Here is a 25,665-nt window from a genome sequence, read left to right as displayed (position 1 = left end):
AAAAGGTTCCCCCGCCACAGGGCGAGGGAACCAGTCAGAGACCTTCTTCAGGTCTTCGGGGAGAAGATTTTGCCCGTCTTACCGGCACATTTAATAACTGAACCTGACGCTCAGATTGACGCGGCGATCGGCGATAAACCAGCTTCTCGGGAGCAGGTCGCCGTTCGGGTAGCCACCCTGCAGGGTGCGGGGAATCGCATCCGTGACATTGCTGGCTTCAAGCGAGACGATAATATGATCGTTGAACCTATAGCTGCCGCCAAGATCGATCTGCCCGTAGCTTGCCGAATAGAGCGGCAAGGCGAACAGGGTAGCCGAGCTCGTGCCATTGGCGTAGTCATGATAGGTATAGGTGCTGGCCGTACCGTTCGAGTTGGTGCTCATCAGGTAGCGTGAACGCCAGCTATAGGCGACCCGCGCCGACCACGGTCCTTTTTCATACATGGTCGTCAGGTTGAAGTTATGCGGCGACATGCCGGTTATGGGCGTGTCGAAGTGCGTCACGCCATTGATGTCGTGGGAAACATCACCCGGATTATGGCTGTTGATATAGGTGTAGTTGGTCTCGAAGCCCAAACCGTCCCAGGGCGACGGCAATTGATCGAAGAACTTGCGCACGCCGATTTCATAGCCGGAAATCGTCGCGCTCTCCGCCGAATTATAGGTGTTGGTGCTGACGGCCTGTTCCATCTTGATGGTCGGATTATTGCCGTTCACGTCGATATAGGTGAAGGGCGTCTGAACCAGCGAGGTGCCGTAGACCATGATGTTCTTGATGTCCTTATGGAACAATGCCAAGTGCGCATTGAAACTGTTGGACTTGTACCACTCCAGGGAGAGGTCGAGATTATCGGAGAACATCGGCTTCAGTTGCGGATTGCCGGCGTTCGTCGAGAAACCCTTAAGGGTCGGCATGGTCGGGTTGGTCGTATCGAGGCTGACCCCGTTGCCGCCTGTGGCCTTGGTCGCCGTATAGCTCGGCAAATCCATCGTCGTATTGAAGGCGAAGCGGACCTTTACGGTCGGATCCGGCGCGAACGCGATATTGAACGAAGGCAGGGCCCTGGTTGTTTTCCGGCCGCCCGATTGCAGGTGTGAGCCTGGCAGCAGGTAATAGGGCGTCCCGTTGTTGAAATAGGCCGGGCTGTAGGTGTTGGTCGTGGTGTTAAGTACCGAGCCGTAATTGACGAAACTGCCCTGCGATTCATGGTCGACCTGAGCGAAACGGATGCCGAAATTACCCGTGAAAGGGACGCCGAACCAACCCGTGTCGCTGGCGAAGCGCGCCATCACATAGGCTTCGGTCGTCTTGTCGACGCCGTGCGCATAGTCCGAGTCGCGCAGCGTAATGATGTTGCTGCCGCTACCGATACCGTAATATTTACGAATATAGGTGGGATCGAACATCGTCACCAGTTCGTTGCTCGCTGTGAAAAGATTGCCCGGCAAGGGTATCTGGCCACGGAAGAAGTTCTGGAACCCGGCCTGGCCGACATCGCTCTCCTGGTGGGCATGGGCAAAGCTGGTGGGCGAGTCGTAGGAATTATCGCAGCCGTCCCAACCCTGGCAAACATTCGACCAGTTGTAGCCGGAGACATCGTCACGCTCGACGCGGCTGGCATAGCGCGCGCCCCATTTGATGTCGCGGATGAAACCCGTATCGGAAAGCGCCCAGTCGACATCGAAATTGCCGGCGCCCATGGTGCCGTGATTGCTTTCGATATGGGTCATGTCCGCGCCGATATGATAGGCGGCGGGATCGCCGAACAGCGTCGCCGCATTGGCCGGCAGGGTAATTTTCGGCAGCTTGCCGGACAGATCGATCCCGAACGTACCCGGATAGCTGATCGACGGAAAGAGATCGTAACTCTTCGAATGTGATTCCGAATCGACGAACTGGATCGCGCCGCTGACCTTCGTCCGGTCGTTGGGCTGCCAGCTGAAACCGGTCGTCCAGTCGCTGGTGGTATGGTCCGAATTGTTCCTCCCCGTGTCGCCGCCGACACCGAGCGGTGCTCCGTTGAGCGAGCCGTCATTGGCATTGTAGGTAGTCAATTTGTCGGAACTGATCAGCGCTCCGCTCGAATCGAAAACATTGTGGCCGGTGGGGTCGACCGTCATATTTTGCGAAACGACGAATTCCCCGCCGCCCGTATTGTCGGCCTCATATTTAGACGAGAACAGGGTCGTATAGAATTGCAGCGTATCGCTGGGCTTCCACTGGAACGCCGCATAAACGCCTGTGCGTTCGCGATTGAAGTCATCCCAGCCGTAGTCGAAACCACCCGGAATATAGCGGTCGACCCCTTGAACCTGGGTTTTATAGAAGGGTTCGGCGCGGATGAAATTGTCGTGCGACGAGAACTTGCTATAGGCCAGATCGACCAGGGCGCCGACCTCACCGATCGGCGTGTCCCAACGGTCGGTGACAAGGAAGGACGCCGACGGCGTGTGCTTCTTCACCAGGTCGCCGTACGAATCACCGATACTGGCCTGGAAAGCCGGCTTCTTGTAATCGAACGGCATCTTGGTGCGCAGATCGATGGCGCCGCCGGTGCCACCGATCAGGCGGTCCGCGGTCGAATCCTTGTAAACGTCGACGGCCGACATCAGTTCCGGCGTCACGTCGCCCCACAACAGGCCCTGGCCGCCATTGGCGCTGAAAACTTCGCGGCCGTTCAAAAGTCCGGCGACGCCCGACAACCCGCGGACCTGGATGCCGGAGCCCTCGGCCGAGAAGTGGTCCGGATCCCCCAGGGAGCCGAAGCGGACGATGGAGACACCCGAAACGCGCTGCAAAACTTCCGTGATCGAATTATCCGGCAGCTTGCCGGCTTCGTCGGCCACCACCGAATCGATCATCGTGTCGGAATTCTTCTTCCGCTCGGTCGCCGTCTGCAAAGCCTTGCGGCGCGCCGTGACAACAACGACCGTCTCGTCGCCGCTGGCCGCGCTGGTATCGCCCGTTGCCGCCGGCGCCGTATCCTGCGCCTCCGCGGACATGACGATGGTCAGCAGGGCCAGGGCTGAAACCCCCGCGCCAAGCCACAACTTCGATCTGCTCTTGTTCATATTTGTTTCCTCTCTGGTCGAAGCGGACGCCTATCGCCGCTTCATGCCTCGTACGAGGGAGTTGCAACCTCCCCTCTGTTTGATTTGTCGGACAATAGTCACATTAAGCCCGAAAGATTCAAGTGTAAAATAAAATTTTAAATGTAAATTTTCACATGTTGCGCAGGCAACACAAATCCGACGGCCGACACACCAATGTCCGGCCCATTGCAATCTTTTTGGATAAGAAAAATCTCTGCGACATCGCGACTTGCCGACAGGGCGTCAGTTCTGACGCAGGCCGCAGTGATCTGGGACCTATTTTTTGCCGGCGGCTTCCAGCATGGCGTTCAGGCTGTCCGGGTCATTGACCGTCAGGGCGCGCCGGTCGATAAGCCCGCCGGTATCCCACACGAAGGGCAGGACACCGTTGGCGATCGCCTGCTGCGTAACGTATTTCATCCAGTGCGTCACCGAGGCGTTGTGCGTGGCCATGTCCAGCGGCCCCGAGCCGCGACGGAAGGCGCCATACTCGCCCATCAGGACCGGTATGCCGAGGCTGGTGAAATGCTCTTTCATCGCCGTCATCTGCTGATCGACATAATCCTCTTCGCCCCATGTGGAATTACGGTCCGGTTCGATCGTCGAATGATGGTCCTTGCCCCAGTAATAGAACATCTTGCCCCAGGAGGCATCCTCGGACAGGGCTGTAAACTGGTAAGGGGTGTAATTGTGCGCTTCCAGCATCAGGCGGTTCACTGCCGGATCGACAGGCTCTTTCTTCCACAATGAAACCGCCAGTTCCGTACTGGTGTTGGGCGCCTGGACGACCAGCACACGATAGGCGTTTTTACCGCCGGTCGCGCGGACGGCGTCGATGAAGGTCTGATGGTAGGTCAGCAGAATATCCGCCTCCGCTGCATCGTCGGCATTGGGCTCGTTCGCGCTGGCGAACATCAGGCGCTCGTCGAAGCCGCGCAGATGCGTGGCGATCTGTTCCCAGAAGGCTTTTTGCTTCGCGACGACCGCGTCCTTGTTCACAGCATCGACGTGATTTTCCAGCCAGCCGCCATCCCAGTGGATATTGAGCAGGACATAGAGATCGGCATTGATGCAATACTGGACGACGTCCTTCACCCGATTGAGCCAACTGTCGGAAATCTTTGCCGTCGTCTGGTCCGCGTACTGGTCCCAAGAACATGGCAGGCGAACCGCGTCGAAGCCCAGTTCCTTGACCTTGTCGATCAGCGCCTGGGTGATCATCGGATTGCCCCAGTTGGTTTCGCCGCCGGACGCTTCCAGCGTGTTGCCGGCGTTCCAGCCCAGCTTGATGCGGTCCGCGATCTGGACGGCCGTGCTGGTCATGCCCGTCGCATCCGCGGTGATCGGGCTCGTATTATAGCTCGGATAGAGGCCGGAAGCCGACGAGGAAGATGACGACGATGATGAAGAAGACGATGATGACGACGAAGACGAAGACGAAGACGAAGACGAAGACGAAGATGATGATGATGACGACGAAGACGAGCTCCCGCCGCTTCCGGACCCGCCTCCCCCACAGGCCGTGCAGGTCGCGGCCACAGCCACCGTCGATAGTATCAGCTGACGCCTTCCGATTTCCATGCGTTCCTCAGTCGTTCTGTGCATATGTTTTTATGGGCTGCGGCACCGGACTTTGTGGACAGGACCGGGCATGCCTTTCTCTAATGGATATCCATCTTCCTGAATATTCACAAGTAAAATTAAAAATCGCTGATAAAATAGGCGACCGCTGAGCCGTCCGGTCCCTGAAGCCCGTCAAATCGCATCCGGGCGATGAGGCCGGGCTGTACGGATTCGGACAACTTGGACAATTACACCTGAGGCGCGCCGGAGGTGAGGTAAAAAACCAAACCTTTTCCGCATGTTAGCTTGCACCCCTGAATGGAGTAGACTGTCCGCCAAAATCAGGGAAGCGCACATGACAAGCCATAACAAACTCAGCCTGACGAAAAACATCCCATTCGCGGCCCCGGCGTGCCTGCCAGCCGAATTCGACGGCGCCGCTCCCCGCGCACTCGTCACCGGGCTGAAGATCCTGGAATATTTGGCAACCTGCCGGGCGCCTGAGACGTTGTCGGGATTGGCGGCGGTATTGGGCCTGTCAAGTTCGTCGGTTTACCGTTCCCTCCGCATTCTCCAGCAACGGGGTTACGTCACTCGCGCCGGCGCGACCGGATCTTACGAGCGCACGAACAAGCTGTGCGAACTTCAGTCGACGGCACTGCCGCACCAACGCCTGCTCGACCATGCCCAGCCCATCATGCGCGCCCTGTCCGACAACATCTCCCAGTCGTGCAATCTGGCCGTACTCGCCTACCCGGATTTGCAGGTCGTCAGCCAGGAAGAATCGGGCGGTTCTTTCGGTATTCATGTCCCGCTGGGATTCCGCTACGATATTCCGGAGTCGGCTCCAGGGTTGGCATTCGCCGCATTCATGAAAAACTCGGACGTCGCCCATTGGCCTCACGGCCTTTCGGCCGTTGTCGACGCACACCCATGGACGTCGCTGAAGAAGGCCGTGCAAAAAACAACCGAGACAGGTTTTGCCCAGATCACCAATCCGCACCTGCCGGATGTTACCGATATCTCGTGCCCGATCTTCGGCAACGGCCACTTCGTCGCCGCCCTGACCATTCCCTATATCCAGACGCACGGCAGTCCGAACCTGACCTGGTGTCTGGCGGCCTTGCAGCAGGCCGCCGAACAGCTGAACGAGTCGCTGCGTGGCGACGCGCTGGCCGCCTAACCCCGGCGGCGGACGTACGACAGCACCCGCTTACGCGAACCCCAGCCTCGGCGCAACACGCCGTGGCTGATCGCTTATTGCCCCCCAATTCCATTCAATAGCCCAAGGAAATACCGCATGCTTCATCTTCATCGCCGCGATGTCCTCGCTTCGGCCTCCGTGCTGGCCCTGGTCGAGACCGGCGTCCATGCGTCGAATATGCCGGCCCTTGCGACAAAAAAAGCGATCCCGGCGGCCGAGCGCGCAGGCCGTGAACGTTTCGACGACGGCTGGCGTTTTGCGTTCGGACATCTCAACGATATGGAGAAGGACTTTGGCTGGGGCAAGAATCTGAACACCTTCGCCAAACAGGGGACAAATGCCACCCCGGTGGCCGCTTCCGATTACGACGATTCCGCCTGGCGGTCCCTGAACCTGCCGCACGACTGGGCTGTGGAGCTGCCGTTCGTGCTCAAGCCTGACGCCCCCACCGCGGGCTGGGACCCGGCCGCCAATCATGGTTTCAAGCCGTTGGGCCGCGACTATCCTGAAACCAGCATCGGCTGGTACCGCAAGACGTTGAAACTGGATGCCGCCGATGCCGGTCAGCGTATCAGCCTGGAATTCGACGGCGTCTTCCGCAATGCACTCGTCATCATCAACGGCTATGTCGTCAAGCAGCACGACGGCGGCTATACGCCGTTCCGCGTCGAATTGAACGATTTCCTCAATACCGACGACAAGCCGAATACCATACTGGTGCGCGTCGACGCCTCCCTGGGCGAAGGCTGGTTCTATGAAGGCGCCGGCATCTACCGCCATGTCTGGCTGACCAAGACCGATCCGGTCCACATCCCGCAATATGGCGTTCTGGTCCGTCCGCAAACCGATGGCACGGTCGAGGTCACGACCGCGGTTCGCAACGACAGCCTTCAGGATATAACGGTCGGCATTCTGTCCACGCTGGGGTCCAGCACGGCCCAGAGCCAGGGCCAGACTCTGACGGTCAAGGCCCGCCAGACCGAGACCGTCACCTATAAGCTCAATGTCGCCACGCCGCATCTATGGTCGTTGGAAGATCCCTTCCTCTATACGCTCACCACCACCCTGTCCGACGATAAGAGCAAGGTCACGCTGGACAAGGTCAGCACACGCTTCGGCTTCCGCGATATCAGGTTCGACCCGGATGCCGGCTTCTTCCTGAATGGCCAATCCGTCAAACTAAAAGGCACCTGCAATCACCAGGATCACGCGGGCGTGGGCGCCGCCATCCCCGACGCCATCCAGCGTTACCGCCTGCAATGCCTGAAAGATATGGGTTGCAACGCCTATCGCACCTCGCACAATCCGCCGACCTCCGAAGTGCTCGATCTGTGCGACGAGATGGGTATTTTGGTCATAGATGAAACGCGCATGATGACCTCGTCCGATCAGGGACTCGACGACCTGGCGACCATGATCAGGCGCGACCGTAATCACCCTTCGGTCATCCTGTGGTCGATCGGCAATGAAGAGCCCCAGCAGGGCACGGACCGCGGCGCCAATATTGCCCGCGCCATGAAGCGCGTCTGCAACGATCTGGACCCGACACGCGGCATTACCGCGGCCATGGAAAATGGCTATGGCCAGGGCATTACCGAGGTTCTGGACGTCATAGGCTTCAACTATAACGACGCCAAGATCGACGATTTCCACAAGACTTTCCCCAAGCTGCCGATCATCGGCACGGAAACCGCCTCGGCCGTGGGGACACGCGGTGAATATGTCAAAAACGACGCCACCCACACCGTGCGTGCCTATGACACCGAAGCGCCGTTCTATGCCACGACGGCCGAAGGCTGGTGGCCGCATTTCGATTCGAAGCCCTTTATCGGCGGCGGCTTCATCTGGACCGGGTTCGATTATCGTGGCGAACCCACGCCCTACAGCACCTGGCCGTCGATCTCCTCGCAGTTCGGCGTGCTGGATACCTGCGGTTTCCCCAAAGATACCTACTATTATTACCGCGCCTGGTGGCGGCCCGAGCCCCTGCTGCATCTGTTCCCGCACTGGAACTGGGACGCAGGCTCGACGGTTTCGGTCTGGGTCCATTCCAACTGCGATGCGGTCGAGCTGTTCGTCAACGGCAAGTCGGCGGGCAGGAAGACCGTCGAAAAGGATCGCCACGTCGAATGGAATGTTGTCCATCAGCCCGGCAAGATCGTCGCCTACGGCTATAAAAACGGCCAGGTCGTGCTGAAGGAGACGCGTGAGACCGCCGGCGCGCCCGCCAAAATCGTCCTGACCGCGGATCGCAGCGCTTTGACCGGTGGCGACCGGTCCAAGGATCCCGACTGTGCCGTCATCCGGGCCGAGGTCTTCGACAAGCGCGGCATCCCCGTGCCACAGGCCGATAGTCTCATCTCATTCGCCGTCACGGGGCCGGCGTCGGTGATCGGCGTCGGCAACGGCAATCCGAACAGCCATGAGTCCGACAAGGCGTCACAACGCATGGCCTTCAACGGGTTATGCTGCGCCATCGTCCAGACAACGGGTGCGGGGGCAATCACCGTCACCGCCAGTGCCGAAGGCTTGCTGGCGGGTAAGATCATCCTGACCGCGAGTTAAAGCGCGGCCACGTTGAATGACAGATCAGCCAAGGCGCAATCGCCCTTATTTCAGGGCCGCGGCCCTGTGCCGCTTGAGCTGAGCATGGATGGCCTGACGGTCAAGCTGCCGGATGCCAAACCGGCCTTTACGCCCGTGCTCAAAGTCACTGGCGAAGGTGTGGTTTGATCGGCCAGACAGCGCCGTTCTCCTTGCCCGGCCGATGATTTGACATCATGGATTTCGCAATCGCTTGCGCCGAAGCTGATCCTGGTCGGCGCCCTCATGCCGACGCGCGAAAGCGGGCGACCCGCACACGCGTGCCGCAGCCCTGCGACGAACACCATAACCGCCGCCCGCCCTTGGTCGTATCGAGGAATAGCCAGCCGCAGTGTGGCCCGGGGCAGGCCCGCACCGGCCGGCGGTCGCGTTTCAGCAGCAGATCCGTCGCCGCCATGGCCACGCGAAACGTAACGGCATCAAGCGAGACACCATCGCACCATCGCCAGCCCACGGCGCCGTCCGCCACCAACCGGCGCTGACCCGTCGCGCGCAATATCCAATCGTTCAGCAAGTCCATGTCCTCATGCGCATCCCCCCGCCCCTCGCTCTCGCTGAGGAAGATGCGATAGAGGGCCTCCCGCAAGGCCTTGGCGCGTTCAAGAGCGCGCTCGGCGGCCCGTGTGTCGCCCGCCGCCGTAGCTAACAGCGCGTCCGCCAAACCAGCGCCCAGGACATCGACGCGCACAGCCCAGGCGACCAGGTCGGCGTAATCGACCAGGACATCGCCACGCCATTCACCCAGGCGACAGTCGACCGTATTGGTGAAATCCAGCACGGAATCGCCGGCGACCAGCTTCATAGTGGCAACGGAAGGATGGGTTGTCATGGGACGCAATTTGCCATATCGATACTTAATATGTAATGCTATAAACGTTTTTTATCCATTACTCAATCATCATCCGGAGGACGAGTGCCATGACTTCGAAAGCCTTCCTGGCCTTCTGTGTCCTGTGCTTCGTCTGGGGAACGACGTGGTGGGCGACCAAGATCGCCATCGCCACCGAACCGCCCCTCCTTATCGCTGGCACGCGTTTTATCGCCGCCGGTATCATCATGACGGCGGTGGGCAGCCGCGACCGCGCCCTCCGGCAATGGACATGGCCCGACACAGGCCGCCTTACAGTCGTCAGCCTGCTGATGATCGTCCTGTGCTACGGCCCGCTGTTCTGGGGCATGCAATTCATCGAATCCGGCCTGTCCGCCGTCATCGAGATGTCCCTGACACCGGTCGCCCTGTTATTTTGCGCCGTCGCCTTGGGTGAGGAAAAGCTGACCGTGCGCAAGGTCGCCGCCCTCGTCCTCGGCATTATCGGCGTGGCGATCATGTTTTCGCCCGACCTCGGACGCATGCTGGCCGCCCACGGCCAGGGCCGGATGCGGGTGATCGGCGGCGTGGCGGTCGCCCTGTCGGCCTTCACCTATGCCCTGGGTTCCGTTCTGTCGCGGCCACTGCTGCGACTCTATTCGGCGACCTTCATATCGGGCGTATCGCTCCTGGCCGGCGGCTTGATCCTGCTGGCGGCTTCGCTGGCTGTCGAACCGGGCGCCCGCGAAGCCTTGCGCTTTCGCTGGACGGCCGAGGCCTGGACAGGATGGCTCTATCTCACCGTCTTCGGCTCCCTGGTGGCGTTCGCCCTCTATATGAAGCTGTTGCGCGACGTCGGCGCGTCGCGCTCGGGCAATTTCGCCTTCGTCTCGCCGGCGATCGCCGTCCTGACCGGCGCCATTGCCCTGCATGAGCGCGTGCCCGCCGTCACCTGGGTCGGCATGGCGGTCATGCTGGGCGCCGCTTACATATCTTTGCATGCCAAGGAGGCCTGAACATGCTCGCACGTCTGTGGTACGGCGTTACACCGATCGCCAAAGCCGACGCCTATCTCGACCTGATGCGGTCGGTGGCCGTCCCCGACTACAACGCCATTCCGGGCAATCTCGGCGCCCATGTCCTGCGCCGCAGCGATGGCGAGGTGGCGCATTTTCAGATGCTGACCTTCTGGTCGGACCTTAACGCCATCAAGGCATTTGCCGGCGAGGATTATCTCGTCGCCAAATATTACGACTTCGATCGCGACTATCTGATCGAGCTCGAACCCACGGTGAACGTCTACGAGGTGTTTTAGAGCGAATGGAACGGGTATAGCGGACCTCCTAGCGGACACCGCATAGAAGAATATCGCCTATTTAGATTCAAAACGCGCTTCTTATGCCGCGCAATCACATCACAAAAATTGGGAAAAAGTGGTGCCTGGAGCCGGAATCGAACCAGCGACACGCGGATTTTCAATCCRCTGCTCTACCAACTGAGCTATCCAGGCCCTTGACGTGAACGCTCAAAGCGCTGCGACGGGAGGCAGGTCTATAGGGGAGGTAAACCGCCTTGTCCAGCCGAAAAGGCAGGCTAAATCGAAAAATTCAGTCCTCGTCCTCGCCGTAGGAAACCGGCAATTGCGCGCTGTTTTCAACGCTTTCATCGTCACTGACCGAAAGGCCGCCGGCGCCGTCGATGACATACTCGCCTTTCAGCCAGTGCACCAGGTCGACATCGGCGCAGCGTTTCGAGCAAAACGGGGCGTAGGAAGGCGCGGCGCTCACCACACCTTCAACGGCTTCGCCATAGGCCTGGCGACAGCGGGTACAGTAACGGATCATAGGATAACAACCTCGGGCTTGGCGGCGGCCTCAAGACGGAGCATGGGCGCCAGCGGGTCGAGCGACCCCGACACTAACGGACGTAGCCTATCTAAGGTCGATAACGGCGCGCGCAAGGTCACGACGCGGCCGCGCTCGTTTTCAGCGCGTTCGGCGGCTTGCCGTAACAGCCGATGCGCGCTGCGCAGGTCCGGGTCGGCGTCGATCAGAGGGCAACCGCCCCACGGCCGGGCAAAGTCGAACGTGCCGAACTTGCCGAATTGCCCAAGCACGATACCGGCGGCCTCGGCAGCAAACGCCGCCAGCAGCAATTGGCGCAGGCGCTCGGCGTCGTGGCGGACACCCACCAGGTCGATGACGATTAGCCCCCCGAAGCCCGACAGGCGGAGGCGCCGCGCCAGTTCGGTCACCGCACGCTCATTGCACCCGCGCGCGAAATCGCGGGCCGTGTGGACCATGCCGTCGTCGCCACCGGCCGTATCCACGTCGCAGGCGATCAGGGCACGTGTGCGCTCGATGCTGAGATAGCCGCCGCCGGTCAGCGCCCCTGAGGGCTCCAGAGCGCCCTCTTCGGCGTCGTTAAGGGCATCGCTAACGTCGTCGGGATCGCCGTTGACCACATCCTGATCGCCCAGCCAGGTCAGCGCCTGATTCAGCAGGCGGTCTTTCAGGCTCATTTGCGGGCTCAGACGGCGCGGCGCGCCCTCGGCCGTGGCGATGTAGCGGGCACGGGCAATCTTTTCACGCCGGGCCTCGGCAACGATCTCGACCCCAACGGCGGCGCCTTCGGTCAGGCGGTGCATGATCTCCTGAGGGGCGTCCAACACCGCGTCGCTGCCGTCGGCCAGGGTCAGGAAGGCGACATTGCCGTTGCGCGACTTAAGCCGGGCCACCGAACGCACGCCCTGCAAGGTGAGCGAAGCGTCGTTATCATAGCCTTCGGCATAGAGGTGGGGCCTGCCCTTGTGAAAGACCGCCGCGCGCGTCAGGCCGAACCGGTTTTCATGAAAGAGCGTCAGCACGGCCGGTACCCCGCGCCTTCGAGCAGGCATTGCGTCTCATAGACCGGCAAACCGACCACCGAGGTGAAGCTGCCAACCAGGCGCGTCACAAACGCCCCTGCCCGCCCCTGGATGCCGTAGCCGCCGGCCTTGCCGATACCTTCGCCGGAAGCGACATAGGCGGCGGTCTCGGCGGGGCTCAGGCGTTTGAAGGTCAGGCGGGTTTCGACCAGGCGCGAGGATAGACGCCCCACCGGATTGACCACCGCCAGACCGGTATAGACGCGGTGGCCGCGACCGGACAGCAGCTCAAGGCATTTGCGCACATCGTCGGCGCTGTTCGCCTTGTCGAGGAACCGCCTGCCGACGCAGACCACGGTGTCCGCCGCCAGGACATAGCCCGGCGTCTGCGCGGCGACCGCTTGCGCCTTGGCGATGGCCAGGCGCAAAGCCATGGCCGGGGGCGTTTCATCTTTTAACGGCGTTTCATCGAAGTCCGCGGCGGCGATAAGGTCGGGGACAAGACCGATCCCAGCCAGCAGTTCGCGGCGTCTCGGGCTGGCGCTGGCCAAAATGAAGGGATGTGTCCCGGTCATGAGCCAGCGCGGCGCTTACTTGAAGCGATAGGTAATGCGACCCTTGGTCAGGTCATAGGGAGTCATTTCGACCAGGATGCGGTCGCCGGCCAGGACGCGGATGCGGTTCTTGCGCATCTTGCCGGCGGTGTGGGCGATGATCTCGTGGCCGCTTTCTTCCAGCTTGACGCGGAAGGTGGCGTTCGGCAACAGCTCGATCACGGTACCCGGAAACTCCAGAAGTTCTTCTTTTGCCATACGGCCCCTCAAACAGGATAGGAAGCGGCCTGGTCCCGCACGGAGACTCAAACGGCGCTCGAATAGATGAGTGCGCCGTTTATACCTAAAGACCTGAAGAGGAAAGGCTAAATATCGCGGTCCCAAAATCGGGTCCCAAAATCCGTCATTCCGTCAACGCCTTGCGAACCTGGGTCCAGTCATAGTCCTTTAGCAGGGAGTCGACGATATCCGGCGTGCCTTCGATATGGATCTCGATGTCCTCGATATGGGCAAATCCGTCATTATGAGCGAAGTGGTAGCGCGTAAAACCCGAGGCGTCGTCACGTTTGAACGCCGCGGGGTCGCAGAATTCGAGATTATAGGCCTTGGCATTGGCCACCATGGCGGCCTTGACCTCATAGGCTGCGCACGTGCCAGCCGGCAGGTGGTCGAGCGCCCTGGGTTCGTCGCCGTCGATCGCGAAATAGGGCACGTTGTGCGAGGAATTGATCAGCAGGTGCGCCGGCTCATTCTGCCCGTCCGCACCCAGGGCCTGAATTTCGGCGATGATCTTTTGCTGACTGGCGGAATCGCGGGCGGCCTGCAAACGAGTCGCGAGGGCCTGCATTTTTGCGGTGTTGTCGACCGGCGCGCCTTCGTAAAAGCGCGAAATATCGCCGTAGAAGATGAACTGGCCTTCATCACTGCCGTAGACCTGACCGTCAGGTGGAATGTCTTGACGGTTCAGATCGCGCTCCTGCAGGCCGCTGGCGGCCCCTAGATCATCGAGGGTGTGGTTGATTACCGTCTTGAATTTGGCGATCACGGCGGCTTCACCGGCGGTCGGGGCACGATCGTCGGCGTCAGCCGCGCCGGCGGCCACGGCCGCGATGGCGATAATAAGGACAAGGGCCAAGGGTTTCATGCATCGTCTCCACGCTTTGACCACAGATTGCAAGGCGGCTCGCGCTTTGACAATTGCCTAAACAGGCATAGGCAAAGGCCCCTCACCGGCATCGGCAGGGGGCCCAAAGCAATACGCGTTGCGTGAAAACATAAACATAAAAGGGGAGCGGCCTGCATTCGATCAGAATGCAGGCCGCTCTCGAAACGTGAGAAAGTCCCAGGTAAGAGGGAAGAACCCTAGAACTTTTTCACGAGGCTGACGGTCGAGGTGGTGGCATTACCCTTGTCGCCGTTGAAGTCCGAACGCGTCAGGTCGGCGCGCAGCGCGTAGCTGGGGTTGATGTGGTACTGGGCGCCGACACCGTAATCGAGGGCCGTGCCTTCTTCGTACTTGTTATTGGCCGGCGACTTCAGATTGGTGTCGGAGACGCCGACGCGGCCGATCAGGTCGAAGCTCTGCGATACCGGCAGATAGCCGACGCCGTACACAGCCGCCTTATTGGTCAGCTTGTTGACGTGGCCCCAACCGGTCGTGTCCTTGTTGGTGCCGAAAGCGGCTTCGCCTTCAACGCCGAAATGGGGGGTAATCTTGGTGCCGACGCGGGCATCGACGCTGTTCAGGTCGGTGCCCAGCTTGTCATTGCTGGTATTCTGGAAGCCAACGGAACCATAGACCTTACCCACGTCCTGGGCGGAGGCCATGCCGGCGCCGGCCAAAGTACCGGAAACAGCGAGAATACTGGCGGCAGCGATAAGTGCGATTTTCATAATGTGCTCCATAGTCTGAGTTTGGTCGCATCCGGGGAAGCGGATACGCCGGCGATCAAGGTGTCGCTGGAGACAATATGGGAGGGCGGTCGGGCACTCGTGGGGCGGTTATTGGGTCATTCCAAGGTCTTTTGGACCAATTAAGACCATACCGACAAGGTTTGGTCGCTTATGTGGCGAAGTGTCCGGTTTGAGCCGCGTTTCGGCCCCATTGATGAATGGAGATGAACAGTTAAGATATTAATTTTTATAGGTTTTTTATATTTAGCTTACGGTCGGATTTGCAGCGCATTGACCAGGGTAAACAGCCGGCGGGCGGTTTCGTGGTCGATCTCGACCTTGCCCTTCAACCGCTCGGTCAGAAGTTCGGCGCCTTCGTTGTGGACACCGCGGCGGCCCATGTCGATCGACTCGATCTGCGCCGGCGTGGCGTTTTTCAACGCCTCGTAATAGCTTTCGCAGATCATGGCATAGTCGCGCATCATCGTCTTGAACGGCGCCATGGACAGCATGATCTTGCGCGTGAAGTTCGGGCCGGTAATTTCGAAGACCAGACGATTGTCTTCATAGGCGATACGCAGGTCGAACGGGCCTTCACTGCCGGCCTCCGCCGCGCCCTCGGGCGTAAAGCTGTTCTTTTCGATGAGATCGAACATGGCGACCTTGCGCTCGTGCTCGACCTGGTCCGACGGCGCGCTCAGCGACTGTTCGTCGATATCGATCCTGGCGATGCGCATATTAAGCCTCTCAAATAGTCTAAATCACGAAGAGCATAGCTTGGCGTGATTTGGCAAGTGGCAGCGCGCCGTGATCAGTTGTGATTGGGGGCCGTTTTTGCCCGGCGGGGTGCTGCCAGGTCAAGCAGCAGCACGTCGATGCATTCGGCTTCGATGCGGACATCGCGATTGCCGCCGGCAAAGTGCAGGGTCACGGCGCCGCCCGGGGCCTCCCCCGGCTCGAACGCTATATCGAGCAGGCTCAGCGCTGTTTGGCTCTGTTTCGGGTCGATACCGCGATACTGCACCCGCGTAACACCGCTGATGCGCAGGACCGACGGCGCACGCAAGGGCGGAACACCACCGGCTTCATGGCAGAACCGGTTCATGCGCACGGTGAAATGCCGGCCGGACGGCTCGTACATCAGATCGCCGATACGCAGGGCGGCATCCTGGATCAGGGCTGCGATGGCCGGCAGGTCGTCGGCCTCCTGCGCCATCAAACGCAGGGGTTTTACGGGCGGTTTTCCGATCCCGAACAATCCCATCTATTCGTCTTCCATGATGGGCTCGTCGCCCTTGAGCCGCTTGATATTAGCGCCGCAGGCCTGCAGCTTGCCTTCGAGGTTTTCGAAGCCGCGATCGAGGTGATAGACGCGGTTGACGATGGTTTCGCCGCGCGCTGCCAGGCCGGCGATGACCAGACAAGCCGAGGCGCGCAAATCGGTTGCCATGACCTGCGCCCCACGCAGCTCGCCCACACCCTTGACGCGGGCTTCACCGCCGCTGACGGCGATATCGGCCCCCAGACGCCCCAGTTCCGGCACGTGCATGAAACGGTTCTCGAAAATGGTCTCGCGGATGACACTCTCGCCGTCGGCCAGGGTCATCAGTGCCATGAACTGCGCTTGCAGGTCGGTGGCAAAACCCGGATAGACGCCGGTCGTGACATCGACAGGATGGATCTTGCCCGGGCGCTTGATGGTGACCGTGTCGGCGCCGCGATGGATCTCACATCCGGCCTCGGTCAGTTTGTCGAGCAGGATGGAGATCAGTTCCGGGCGCACCTTGGTCAAACGCACCTCGCCGCCGGCCATGGCGCCTGCCACGGCATAGGTGCCGGCTTCGATACGGTCGCAGATCACCGACCAGTCGCAGCCCTTCAGGCTGGTCACGCCGTCGACGACAATGGTCGTGGTCCCTGCCCCGCTGACCTTGGCGCCCATGGCGTTCAGGCATTCGGCCAAGTCGACGATTTCCGGCTCGCAGGCCGAGTTTTTCAACACGGTTGTACCGTGCGCCAAAACCGCTGCCATCAGGGCGTGTTCGGTGGCCCCGACGCTGACGAAAGGAAATTCAATCTCGGCGCCCTTCAGGCCGCGTGGCGCCTGGGCGAAGACATAGCCTTCATGCATGTCGATATGGGCGCCGAGCGCTTCCAGCGCCTTCAGGTGCAGGTCGACCGGCCGGGCGCCGATGGTACAACCACCGGGCAGGCTGACCTTGGCGTGGCCGGTGCGGGCGATCAAAGGCCCCAGGACGTTGAACGAGGCGCGCATCTGGCGCACCAGGTCATAGGGCGCGAAGGCCGAAGTGATTTCCGGCGTGTGCAGGACGCTTTGCTGACCGTCGGGACCGTCCGATTCGGTGATGGTGGTGCCGAATCGCTGCAGCAGCCGGCCCAGCAGCCTTGTGTCGGCCAGGCGCGGCATATTGGTCAATCGCACCGGTTCCGACGTCAAAAGCGACGCCGCCATCAACTTGATGGCGGAATTCTTGGCGCCGGAAATGGGGATATCCCCGAACAAAGGCACGCCGCCTTCGATAGCAATGCGATCCATAAAGTCGTCCGTATAACGAAACTAAAGCCCCGTAAGGCGAGATCAGCGGTTCTACATGCAAATGGGGCGCGTGCAACACCTCGTGGCAGAATTAGTCTTCTGTCGGTGTCGCTTTTTCGTGATGGCCGGTTGGCGTCGGCGGCTGCTGAGCCGCCTTGCGCCGGCGCAGATTGTCGCGCAAGGCCTGCTGAAGGCGTTCGGCCTTCAGTTGCTCGTGTGTTTTAGGCGTCTTGGCGTCGTCCTGGGCGGTCATGGCCTAAGCCAATAGAAAACCAGGCGCAAAATTGCAATAGCGACGATTTTTCCGTGATCGGGCACTTTTCGCTTTGTCTTTCGCCGAACTTTGGCTATAGCCCCGCCCTCGGATGTTTTTCGAAGCGTCCGTTTGCCGCCGTAGCCCAGTGGTAGAGCGCATCCTTGGTAAGGCTGAGGTCGTGGGTTCGATTCCCCCCGGCGGCACCATCGGGGCCCAGGTCAGAGATGATCTGGGCCCCGACCAGTTTCTGGCTCCAAGTCTTAACCCAGATAAACAATCCGCTTCTTGCCCTTGGTGGCGCGCATATCGGCCAGGTTCTGCGCATGCTCGCCAGATCGATGGGCTTCCGAGGCGCTGCCTTCGAAATACATCGTCTTCTCGATATCCTTCTGGATCATGTGGGCAGCGTAGAGGTGGCCTTGGAACAGGGTATCGGCGATCGAGCCGGCCGGCAGGATGGGGAGGATGCCATCCAGCGAACTCACGCCGCTGTCGATCAGGATGACTATGATGGCGGCGGCCAGCGTCGTGACATCGCATCGGGCGCGGAGCCCTTGAATGACCATGAAACCGCCGGCGATCAAGGAATAAGCCGAGTTTAGCCAAGGAATCGGAATCCATGACAGGATACCGTCCAGCCCGATAATATTGATCGGCCCGATACCGACAATGCGGTCCGATAGCCGTTTGATATTGTCGATCGAGTCGTAGATTCGGCGGATATCGTCGTGGGTCTTCGCCATTATGAGCCCCTCTCGCGGAAACCTGTCCTTAACCACGAAAGTGGTCTGTGATAGCCGTGCTTGTCAACAACCGATTGGATTCGTCACCACGATGCTCATCAAGACCTTATTTTCGTGGCTGTGCGTGGCGGTCGCCGTCGTGATGCTGGGCCTCGGCCTGATCTGCCTGGTCAATCCGCACCAAAAACTGTTCTACCTGATCGATATCTTCACCCTGCCTATCCTCAGTGGCGCGGTCATCGCCACCGCCCTGCTGTTCCTTATCCGGCAAAAACAAGCAGCTTACATTGGCCTAGCGGCGACCTTGGTCCTGATCCTGGCCATCTGGCCCCAGGCGTTCGCGGCCCAGAAGCCGGCGGATCGCAAAGCCGTGCCGATCCGCATGGTCTTCGCCAATGTCTTTATCCGCAACCAGCACCCGGAAAAGATCCTCCCCTGGCTGAAAAAGGAAGATCCCGACATCGTCGCCATGGTCGAGGTCAATCCGTGGGTGCGCCAACAATTGATGGACACCCTGCGTCAGGACCGCCCCTATATCGTGACGCGCTACGACATGGTGGTGGCGTCGCGCTGGCCGATCGTCGACGAACATCCGCGCGCCCCGGGCTTTGCCCTGATCACCATGACTGTCAAGGCGCCCCAGGGCGACCTGAACCTCGGCGTGACCCACCTGACCCGCCCCTGGCCGTTCAAGAGCGTCGAGGACCAGCCCCGTCAATTCAGCCGGCTGGGCGGCGCCCTGGCGTCGATCGCGGACAAGCGCTTCGTCCTGGTCGGCGATTTCAACACGCCGCCTTGCGCCGCCCAGATGCACGACTTTACCAAGCGCATGAACCTGCACACCGCCCCGGCTCTGTGGGGCACGTGGATCGCCTATCTGCCGGGCTTCCTGCGCGTCAATATCGACAACGCCATGGCCAGCCCGGATTTGAACCTCAGCAGCCGCCATGCCGGCAGTTTCGACGGCTCGGATCACCGGCCGATCGTGTTCGAAATCCGGCCGGTGAAGTAAGGGTGTCCGCAGATTGACGCAGATTTTAAGAGGGCGATTTTTCAGAACTCAATCGGTCGCCGTTCCGGCTGTGAAAAATCACCGCTTAAAATCTGCGTCAATCTGCGGATAAACCCTTATGCGTCCTTGGCAGGCGCCTTGGCACGCGTCGTCGCCGCCTTCGGCTTGGCCGCCGACAAGGTCTTGGCAATCGGCTTCGGCGTTACCGCAGGCGCTTCAACCTTGGGTGCCTCAACAACCGGCGTTTCAGCGATCGCTTCGGCGACGGCCGGCACCACCGGCACTTCGGTGACCGGATCGATCAGCGGCTTCGTTTCAGCAACGACTTCGGCAGTTGCACTTTCGACGGCCTTGGTCGTATCCTCGACCACGGGCGCCGCGGCTTCAGCCACCGTCTCTGATACCTCCTCAGCGGTTTCAGCGGTCTTTTCGGCCACCTCTTCCACCGCGTCTTCAACGACGGCCACTGTCGCTTCGGCCGGCGCCACAACGTCCTCTTCCACCACTTTCAGCGCTTCCTTCGCCCAGGTGCCGGAGAAACCCGGCCACTGGCTGGCCAACGGCAGGTCGCGCAGGCCCTCGGCCTTGGTCAGGCTCTGCGTCAAGGCCCAGGCGCTCAATCCGAAGCTGGACGCGGCCCAGAACGGCACCCACATGGGCGACATGGCGCCGACCCAGAAATGCAGGACCTTTTCGGAGGCCTGTTTGATATCTTCGGGGGTGGCGAGGGAGAATTTCGGCGAGTCGATATCGGTCATGGTCAACATGGGAACCTCTATACGAGCGCAATCCAAAAAATGACTCCCATTTTTTGGGCAGATTGCGCGACAAACAACTATTGTGCGTCGCAACATAACATAGCTAACGCCATTCTCCAATAAGGAGAACCGCCCTCACGGCAATTTGACGCAGACCGTTAGATTACAGCGTGCGCAACCGCGCCTCGGCGCCGCCTTCGCCGAAAACGGCCACGACGTCGCGGGAAATGGCTTCCAATTGCGCGCCAAAGCCCTCTGGCGGGTTGACCGCGACCAAGGCGCAGCCGTTCATCTTCATCGGGTTCCACAACGAACGCAGGCGCAGCTCGGCAACCAGGATATCCGGCGAACGCGGCAAATCGCCTTCGGTAATGACCCGCTCCATCAACCGCAGCCAGGCGTCGAAGGTCTCAAGGTCCTTCAGCGGCAGCCACACCAATGCTCGCGCATCGGGACGAATGGCCAACACACCGTGCAGGGCCTCGACGATGCGGTCATAATCGTCAGCCTTTTCGAACGGCGGATCGATCAGGTAGAACAGGTTCTTGTCGTCATTGGCGGCCTCGACGGCGACATCGTAGCCGTCTTCGCGCACCGCCTGGCCGCGCGGCTCGACCCGCTCGCGCAGCAGCTCGAAATCGTCCGGCCGCAGCTCGGCGCCGACATAGTCATCCCCTGCCCGCTGGTGATCCAGGATCAGGGTCGGCGACCCGGGATAGATACCAACGCGATCCTTGAAGCCTGCACGGGCGTTCTTCGACCGGACATAGTCGGCCAACGGCTTCAAACTGTCGGGCACATCTTTGCCCAGCAAATACTTGATCCCGGCCTCGGCCTCCTTCGAACGCGCGAAATCGGGATTGGACAGGTCGTAATAGCCGGCGCCGGCATGGGTATCGACCACCATCAAGGGCGCGGTGTCCTGACGTAACAGCCGCAAGAAACTCAGCACCGCGGCGTGCTTGGCCAGATCGGCAAAGTTACCGGCATGGAAGCCGTGGCGATAGTTCATGGGTTCGACAATTTATGCTCGCGGGAGATCTGCAACACATCCGCCAGCAACGACTCCGAAGTCGGCCACGCGCCGGCGCCCTTGCCCGTCACATACCACGTTTCGCGGTTATCCAGCTCGATAATCGCGCGGTTCTGCTCACCGCGGGCACCGACCAGATAGTGGTCCGCATCCAACACTTCCAGTTTCATGGAAGCTTGCAAACCGCCGTCCGTGCGATAACAACGGGCGACATAGCGCAGCCCCTTGCCAGCCGGAATAATCAGCGAGTCCTCGGTGATCGCCCCGACCTCGATATGGACCGGCGTCTCACCCGGAAAGGCAATATCGCGCAGCAGCTTCAGCTTGGCGCCGACATCGGTACCGTCCAAATCCGCCGTCGAATCCGGCTCGGCAAAGCCCAGCCGCCGCGCCTCGTCCATGGCGGCGTCGAAGGTGCGGCCGGCCTCGACCTGGTCGATGACGAAGTTCGACGTACCGTTCAACACGCCGCAGAAACCCGTAATTTTATGCGACTTGACGGCGCGTTTCAGCGCCTCGATGATCGGCGCACCGCCCCCGACCGAGGCCGAATAGGTCAGCATGGCGCCCGACGATTTCGCCGCCACCCGCAGCTTTTCGCCCGAAGCCGCGACCGCCTGCTTGTTGGCGCTGGTGACACTGACCCCGGCTTTCAAAAAGCCTTCCAGCAGCTCCGCCGACGGCGATACCCCCGTGCCGATGTCGACAAAGACATCGACATCGTTGCGCACGAACGACCGCGCATCCGACGTAAAGGCAGCAGCCAAAGGATGGTCGCGCCGCTTCGAAGCATCGCGCACCAGGATGCGGTCGACCTCGATCAGATCACCCCACTCCAGGCACCTTTCCAGAAACTTGGAACCGACACCGCCGGCGCCCATGACCGCCACGCGAATCTTGCGCTTCAATACCGGGCTGGTGCGATAGGCCGTCGCCGTGYCCATCGTCGTCTCATAGCCCTTGCTCAGGCCGGCGACATCGACCGTCATGCCGTGGTCGGCGGCGTAGCGCATGGCCTTGCCTTGAACCACCGGGAAGGCGATCTTGAGCGCCTCGTCCCACGCCAATGACTGGTACGGCTTGGCGGCGTCGCCGACGGTCGCCGGATCGGCGTCATAGATGGCGTCGACATCCTTATAGAGCCGCACCGGCACGTCCAGCGCCTTGGCGATATAGACGGCGGTCAGGTCGGAACCGCCGCGGCCCAGCAACACCGGCTCGCCGGCGGCGTTTTCGGCGACATAGCCCGGTACGACCACCAGATCGACGCGCTGCAAATCGGCGCTTAGCACCTCGGGCTTGATGGCGACAGGATTGGCGTTCAGGTGCTCGCCGTCGGCAATCAGGCCGATCTCATAGGCCGAACGAAATTGCGTGGTGATACCGGAGCGCTCGCACGCCATGGCCAGCAACGTTGCCGCCCGCATTTCGCCGGTCGCCACTAGGTGCGGCGTCGCGGACGACACCGAAGCCTGGGTATAGGACCCGGCCAGGCGCAGCAACTGATCGGTCTGGCCCTTGAAGGCCGACACCACGGCAATGACCTTATGGGCATCGCGGACATAGCGATAGACTTCCGACACCGCGCGCTGCAACGCGCTTTCCGAGATCAGGACCGATCCGCCGAATTTGACGACAAGAATGGACATAGGGCTGCCTGTAGTTGATTTTCAGCTGGTCGCTATAAGACTTTCGCCGCCGCGCCAAGAAAAAACGTCAGGCGCTGTGCAAAAAGGCTGATGCCACAATGGCATGGGTTTAACCGGGACGCTGTTGACGGGCGGCTACAGGTGTCGCGTCTCGGCCGGCCTTGCGCCCCAATCGTTATGCAGGCCGTCATAATATGAAACCGTTGCGGCCATCAATTCATCGATATCGAGGCCGTCCAGACACGCGACATTGACGTTATAATATTTGCTGCCGCTCATATTGGGCATATCGACCCATTCGAAGGGACGGATGCCGCAATGTTTGCAAAATACGTGATGCGCAACATCGTTCTTGCCGCGATAATCCGTCATATCCTCAGCGCCCGCGATCAGGCGGAAGACTTCAGGTCTCGCCTCGACCGCCCACAACCGCATCTTGGTGCAGATCGTGCAATTGCACTTGCCCGTCCCCGCGCCGATGTCCAGGTCTGCTTCGAACCGCACGGCTCCACAATGACAGCTTCCTGTGTAGGTTCTCAACATAGGCTTCCCCGTTTGTCCCAAATACAAGCGTCAAGACCTAACAATGAAAACGGACTTGCGAAAGAGGATGAGACATTCGCGCGCTTGAACTCCGGGGCGGTTTGCGCCTAAAGCACCGCCATGCCTATCCGTGCCTACAGCCTGCTTATCCTCACCTCGCTCATCTGGGCCGGCAACAGCATCGCCGGCAAGATCGGGGTCGGCCATATCGACCCCATCCTGCTGACCACCCTGCGCTGGTGGAGCGCCGCCATTCTGATCGTCGCCCTGTCGCTGAAACCACTGAAGCAGGACTGGCCGGTGATCGTGAAACACTGGCCGCTGTTGCTGGCCTACGGCGCCACGGGTTTTGCCCTGTTCAATGTCCTGCTCTATTCGGCGCTCACCCACACCAGCGTCATCAATGTCATGATCGAGCAGGCCGGCATGCCGATCGCCATTTTCCTGGGCAATTTCCTGCTGTTCCGCACGCGTGCAACCGTCTGGCAATTGGCGGGTTTCGCCTGCACCTTTATCGGCGTCCTGGTGACCGCCACCCAGGGCGATATCGGCCGGCTGCTGAAACTCCAGCTCAATATCGGCGACGCCATGATGCTGCTGGCCGTCGTGGTCTACAGCGCCTATACGGTGTGCCTGAAATGGAAGCCCGTCCTGCATTGGCAAAGCTTTCTGGCCATTCCGTGCGTGGGCGCCGCCCTCACCTGTATTCCGTTCGTAGCGTGGCAATCCGTCGCCCATCCCTTCGGCTGGCCCGACGCCACCGGCTGGGCGATCGTCGTCTATGCCTCGGTCTTCGTCGCCCTGGTAGCCTCGGCGACCTATATCGCCGGCATCGACCTGATCGGCGCCAACCGCGCGGCACCGTTCATCAACCTGTTGCCCATTTTCGGTGTCGGCCTGTCGGTGCTTTTGTTGCGTGAGCCGGTCCACGGCTTTCACGTCGTCGCCCTGATCCTGGTCAGCGCCGGCATCGTCCTCGCCGAATGGGGCCGCGCTCGGCAAAAACCCGCCATGGATCATGTTTGACCCGTAGGCGTGGTCACAGCGCAAGAAGAAGAAGAGGTATCCACAGATTACGCAGATTACGCAGATTACGCAGATTTTTCAGAATCTTAGCCCTTGGTTTAATGCGTGCTGCCGACTGCGATGCGATCGCGCAGCGATCATTTTTGGAGATTGAATTTCGGCCGGTGCCGGCCAACGGGGCTCTGAAAAATCTGCGTAATCTGCGTAATCTGCGGATCCCCTTCCTCTTAACTTGCCACATCCACAGAGCCGGTGTTCGCCCCCAAATCCCCAAACCCGCTATCCCATCTTGACGCAGGTGCGAAATTGAGCGATGGGAAATATACTCATCGAGACCAGTCGAGGGATAGGCCCGACGACGCTGGGGCAACCGCCGGATTTCCGGTATGGTGCCAACTCCTACGGGGCGCATTTCCCCGACAGATGAGAGACGTCAAGCCACCTGCCGCTCGCGGCGGGGCGGTCGTTCTCTCGACTGGTCACGATGACTGTTTTCCGCAGCTGTGACCTGACATCATGAACATGCAAAACCTCAACCTGCCCGACCTGACCGGGACCGACATCACCGCGGTCCTGCCCGCCGATTTCCGCCTGCAAAGCGGCCAAAGTCTCGAGCAAAAGGACGTCGTGGCCAGACTCTATGGCCCGAAAGACGCTCCCGTGGTGGTGGCCGCCGGCGGCATCTCGGCCGGACGCGTATTGTTCGCCAAGGAAGACTCGACCGAAACCGCACCCGGCTGGTGGGAAGGCGTTGCCGGTCCCGGCGAAGCCCTCGACCTCAACCGTTTCCGCGTCCTGTCGATCGAATTCGCCCCGCGTCTGCCGGCGTCGAAAGTCTATACCATCACCACCCACGACCAGGCACGGTTGGTCAAACTGCTGCTCGACCAGATCAGCGTCACCCGCATCTATTCCTTTATCGGCGCCTCCTACGGCGCCATGATCGGCCTGGCCTTTGCCGAACTCTACCCCGACGCCGTCGAGCGTCTGTGCATCATCTCGGCCGCCCACCGCGCTCACCCGATGGCCACCGCCTTCCGCGGCCTGCAACGCCGCATGTTGCAATTCGGCAAGGATAACGGCAAGCCGCATGAAGGCATTTCGCTCGCCCGGCAACTGGCCATGACGACCTATCGCAGCGATGCCGAATTCGCCGAACGTTTCGACGGCCCGGCGCCCGATCTCGCCGGCGACAACTATGTCGTCTGCCAATATCTGCGCGCCCGCGGCGATGCCTATGCCGCCACCGACGTCAATCGCTGGATCGCCATGTCGGACAGCCTCGACCGCCACCGCGTCGATCCGGCAAAGATCAAGGCGAAGGTCTTCCTGGCCGCGGTCCCGACCGACCGCCTTGTCCCCTATGGCGACATGAAGATGCTGCACGAACAACTGGCCGACAGCGTCTTCATCGAATTCCCGTCCCTCTACGGACACGACGCTTTCCTCAAGGAAATCAAACTCGTCTCCGATATCGTCCGCTCCTCCCTGGCATAAAAGTAC

At 60.6% G+C, this 25,665-nt stretch carries 26 protein-coding genes, 2 tRNA genes and 1 riboswitch; of the genes, 9 read left to right on the top strand and 19 right to left on the bottom strand.

Annotated features, from left to right (window positions below; translation table 11 throughout):
* Nucleotides 1-90 precede the first annotated feature (90 nt).
* Entirely contained in the window at nucleotides 91-3,072 is a 2,982-nt protein-coding gene (locus AC1DX3_RS16105) for a TonB-dependent receptor (RefSeq protein WP_476990336.1), read from the bottom strand.
* Between the two features lie 297 nt (nucleotides 3,073-3,369).
* Nucleotides 3,370-4,416: a glycoside hydrolase family 5 protein gene (locus tag AC1DX3_RS16100; RefSeq protein WP_476990335.1), complete on the bottom strand. Its 1,047-nt coding sequence runs from the start codon at nucleotides 4,414-4,416 to the stop codon at nucleotides 3,370-3,372.
* Nucleotides 4,417-5,011: 595 nt separating this feature from the next.
* On the opposite strand from AC1DX3_RS16100, the gene AC1DX3_RS16095 reads away from it, so the two are divergent.
* From AC1DX3_RS16095 to AC1DX3_RS16085, 3 genes are all read left to right on the top strand, one after another.
* Nucleotides 5,012-5,839 carry an IclR family transcriptional regulator gene (locus AC1DX3_RS16095; protein ID WP_476990334.1) on the top strand — a complete coding sequence of 276 codons (828 nt, stop codon included), beginning with the start codon at nucleotides 5,012-5,014 and terminating at the stop codon, nucleotides 5,837-5,839.
* 117 nt (nucleotides 5,840-5,956) lie between these two features.
* Nucleotides 5,957-8,425 (top strand): beta-galactosidase GalA, encoded by a 2,469-nt coding sequence (gene galA / locus AC1DX3_RS16090; RefSeq protein ID WP_476990333.1) that lies wholly within the window; start codon nucleotides 5,957-5,959, stop codon nucleotides 8,423-8,425.
* A gap of 12 nt (nucleotides 8,426-8,437) precedes the next feature.
* Nucleotides 8,438-8,593: a hypothetical protein gene (locus AC1DX3_RS16085; RefSeq protein WP_476990332.1), complete on the top strand. Its 156-nt coding sequence runs from the start codon at nucleotides 8,438-8,440 to the stop codon at nucleotides 8,591-8,593.
* Nucleotides 8,594-8,687: 94 nt separating this feature from the next.
* On the opposite strand, the gene AC1DX3_RS16080 is transcribed toward AC1DX3_RS16085, so the two are convergent.
* On the bottom strand, nucleotides 8,688-9,293 hold the full coding sequence (locus AC1DX3_RS16080) for a CGNR zinc finger domain-containing protein (RefSeq protein WP_476990331.1): 606 nt from the start codon (nucleotides 9,291-9,293) through the stop codon (nucleotides 8,688-8,690).
* Nucleotides 9,294-9,382: 89 nt separating this feature from the next.
* On the opposite strand from AC1DX3_RS16080, the gene AC1DX3_RS16075 reads away from it, so the two are divergent.
* Together AC1DX3_RS16075 and AC1DX3_RS16070 are read left to right on the top strand one after the other, a co-directional pair.
* On the top strand, nucleotides 9,383-10,288 hold the full coding sequence (locus AC1DX3_RS16075) for a DMT family transporter (protein WP_476990330.1): 906 nt from the start codon (nucleotides 9,383-9,385) through the stop codon (nucleotides 10,286-10,288).
* A 2-nt stretch (nucleotides 10,289-10,290) separates the two neighbouring features.
* On the top strand, nucleotides 10,291-10,587 hold the full coding sequence (locus AC1DX3_RS16070; protein WP_476990329.1) for an antibiotic biosynthesis monooxygenase: 297 nt from the start codon (nucleotides 10,291-10,293) through the stop codon (nucleotides 10,585-10,587).
* A 119-nt stretch (nucleotides 10,588-10,706) separates the two neighbouring features.
* Here AC1DX3_RS16070 and AC1DX3_RS16065 read toward each other — a convergent pair.
* The 11 genes from AC1DX3_RS16065 to AC1DX3_RS16015 all read right to left on the bottom strand — a co-directional run bounded on the left by AC1DX3_RS16065 (nucleotide 10,707) and on the right by AC1DX3_RS16015 (nucleotide 17,395).
* A tRNA-Phe gene (locus AC1DX3_RS16065) sits at nucleotides 10,707-10,782 on the bottom strand.
* Between the two features lie 97 nt (nucleotides 10,783-10,879).
* Entirely contained in the window at nucleotides 10,880-11,116 is a 237-nt protein-coding gene (locus AC1DX3_RS16060) for a DNA gyrase inhibitor YacG (RefSeq protein ID WP_476990328.1), read from the bottom strand.
* Entirely contained in the window at nucleotides 11,113-12,138 is a 1,026-nt protein-coding gene (locus AC1DX3_RS16055; RefSeq protein ID WP_476990327.1) for a ribonuclease E/G, read from the bottom strand. The genes AC1DX3_RS16060 and AC1DX3_RS16055 overlap by 4 nt, the downstream gene beginning before the upstream one ends.
* Entirely contained in the window at nucleotides 12,132-12,713 is a 582-nt protein-coding gene (locus AC1DX3_RS16050) for a Maf family protein (RefSeq protein ID WP_476990326.1), read from the bottom strand. The genes AC1DX3_RS16055 and AC1DX3_RS16050 overlap by 7 nt, the downstream gene beginning before the upstream one ends.
* A 15-nt stretch (nucleotides 12,714-12,728) precedes the next feature.
* A complete protein-coding gene (infA, locus tag AC1DX3_RS16045; RefSeq protein WP_018081608.1) occupies nucleotides 12,729-12,950 on the bottom strand; it encodes a translation initiation factor IF-1 in 222 nt (73 codons plus the stop codon).
* Between the two features lie 145 nt (nucleotides 12,951-13,095).
* Nucleotides 13,096-13,836, bottom strand: coding sequence for a hypothetical protein (locus AC1DX3_RS16040; RefSeq protein ID WP_476990325.1), 741 nt, complete (start codon nucleotides 13,834-13,836; stop codon nucleotides 13,096-13,098).
* A 218-nt stretch (nucleotides 13,837-14,054) separates the two neighbouring features.
* Entirely contained in the window at nucleotides 14,055-14,585 is a 531-nt protein-coding gene (locus AC1DX3_RS16035; RefSeq protein WP_476990324.1) for a porin family protein, read from the bottom strand.
* 269 nt (nucleotides 14,586-14,854) lie between these two features.
* Entirely contained in the window at nucleotides 14,855-15,322 is a 468-nt protein-coding gene (locus tag AC1DX3_RS16030; protein ID WP_476990323.1) for a UPF0262 family protein, read from the bottom strand.
* A 74-nt stretch (nucleotides 15,323-15,396) separates the two neighbouring features.
* Nucleotides 15,397-15,849, bottom strand: coding sequence for a DUF2948 family protein (locus tag AC1DX3_RS16025; protein WP_476990322.1), 453 nt, complete (start codon nucleotides 15,847-15,849; stop codon nucleotides 15,397-15,399).
* Complete coding sequence (murA, locus tag AC1DX3_RS16020; protein ID WP_476990321.1) at nucleotides 15,850-17,142, bottom strand: UDP-N-acetylglucosamine 1-carboxyvinyltransferase; 1,293 nt, start codon at nucleotides 17,140-17,142, stop codon at nucleotides 15,850-15,852. It lies immediately after the preceding gene.
* A gap of 91 nt (nucleotides 17,143-17,233) precedes the next feature.
* Nucleotides 17,234-17,395, bottom strand: a complete 162-nt coding sequence (locus AC1DX3_RS16015) for a hypothetical protein (protein WP_476990320.1) — start codon at nucleotides 17,393-17,395, stop codon at nucleotides 17,234-17,236.
* A gap of 134 nt (nucleotides 17,396-17,529) precedes the next feature.
* Here AC1DX3_RS16015 and AC1DX3_RS16010 point away from each other — a divergent pair.
* Nucleotides 17,530-17,604 (top strand) — tRNA-Thr (locus AC1DX3_RS16010).
* A gap of 54 nt (nucleotides 17,605-17,658) precedes the next feature.
* Here the strand turns inward: AC1DX3_RS16010 and AC1DX3_RS16005 are convergent.
* Nucleotides 17,659-18,141: a DUF4112 domain-containing protein gene (locus AC1DX3_RS16005; RefSeq protein WP_476990319.1), complete on the bottom strand. Its 483-nt coding sequence runs from the start codon at nucleotides 18,139-18,141 to the stop codon at nucleotides 17,659-17,661.
* A 91-nt stretch (nucleotides 18,142-18,232) separates the two neighbouring features.
* Between AC1DX3_RS16005 and AC1DX3_RS16000 the strand changes: the two genes are divergently transcribed.
* The gene (locus tag AC1DX3_RS16000; protein WP_476990318.1) at nucleotides 18,233-19,153 is read left to right on the top strand and encodes an endonuclease/exonuclease/phosphatase family protein; all 921 of its coding nucleotides are present in this window, start codon (nucleotides 18,233-18,235) and stop codon (nucleotides 19,151-19,153) included.
* A 116-nt stretch (nucleotides 19,154-19,269) separates the two neighbouring features.
* On the opposite strand, the gene AC1DX3_RS15995 is transcribed toward AC1DX3_RS16000, so the two are convergent.
* The 4 genes from AC1DX3_RS15995 to AC1DX3_RS15980 form a co-directional block, all read right to left on the bottom strand.
* Nucleotides 19,270-19,920 carry a hypothetical protein gene (locus tag AC1DX3_RS15995; RefSeq protein ID WP_476990317.1) on the bottom strand — a complete coding sequence of 217 codons (651 nt, stop codon included), beginning with the start codon at nucleotides 19,918-19,920 and terminating at the stop codon, nucleotides 19,270-19,272.
* Between the two features lie 154 nt (nucleotides 19,921-20,074).
* Entirely contained in the window at nucleotides 20,075-20,923 is an 849-nt protein-coding gene (rlmJ, locus tag AC1DX3_RS15990) for a 23S rRNA (adenine(2030)-N(6))-methyltransferase RlmJ (RefSeq protein ID WP_476990316.1), read from the bottom strand.
* Nucleotides 20,920-22,593 carry an amino acid kinase family protein gene (locus AC1DX3_RS15985; protein ID WP_476990315.1) on the bottom strand — a complete coding sequence of 558 codons (1,674 nt, stop codon included), beginning with the start codon at nucleotides 22,591-22,593 and terminating at the stop codon, nucleotides 20,920-20,922. Before AC1DX3_RS15985 ends, rlmJ begins: the two co-directional genes overlap by 4 nt.
* A gap of 135 nt (nucleotides 22,594-22,728) precedes the next feature.
* Nucleotides 22,729-23,136 (bottom strand): GFA family protein, encoded by a 408-nt coding sequence (locus AC1DX3_RS15980; protein WP_476990314.1) that lies wholly within the window; start codon nucleotides 23,134-23,136, stop codon nucleotides 22,729-22,731.
* A gap of 120 nt (nucleotides 23,137-23,256) precedes the next feature.
* Between AC1DX3_RS15980 and AC1DX3_RS15975 the strand changes: the two genes are divergently transcribed.
* Complete coding sequence (locus tag AC1DX3_RS15975; protein WP_476990313.1) at nucleotides 23,257-24,162, top strand: DMT family transporter; 906 nt, start codon at nucleotides 23,257-23,259, stop codon at nucleotides 24,160-24,162.
* Nucleotides 24,163-24,485: 323 nt separating this feature from the next.
* A riboswitch (SAM riboswitch) is annotated at nucleotides 24,486-24,592 on the top strand.
* Between the two features lie 86 nt (nucleotides 24,593-24,678).
* On the top strand, nucleotides 24,679-25,659 hold the full coding sequence (gene metX / locus AC1DX3_RS15970) for a homoserine O-succinyltransferase MetX (RefSeq protein ID WP_476990312.1): 981 nt from the start codon (nucleotides 24,679-24,681) through the stop codon (nucleotides 25,657-25,659).
* Nucleotides 25,660-25,665: the final 6 nt, after the last annotated feature.

It is taken from the genome of Asticcacaulis sp. P2_B1 (assembly GCF_056404915.1).
This window is presented reverse-complemented; position numbering and strand designations above follow the sequence as displayed.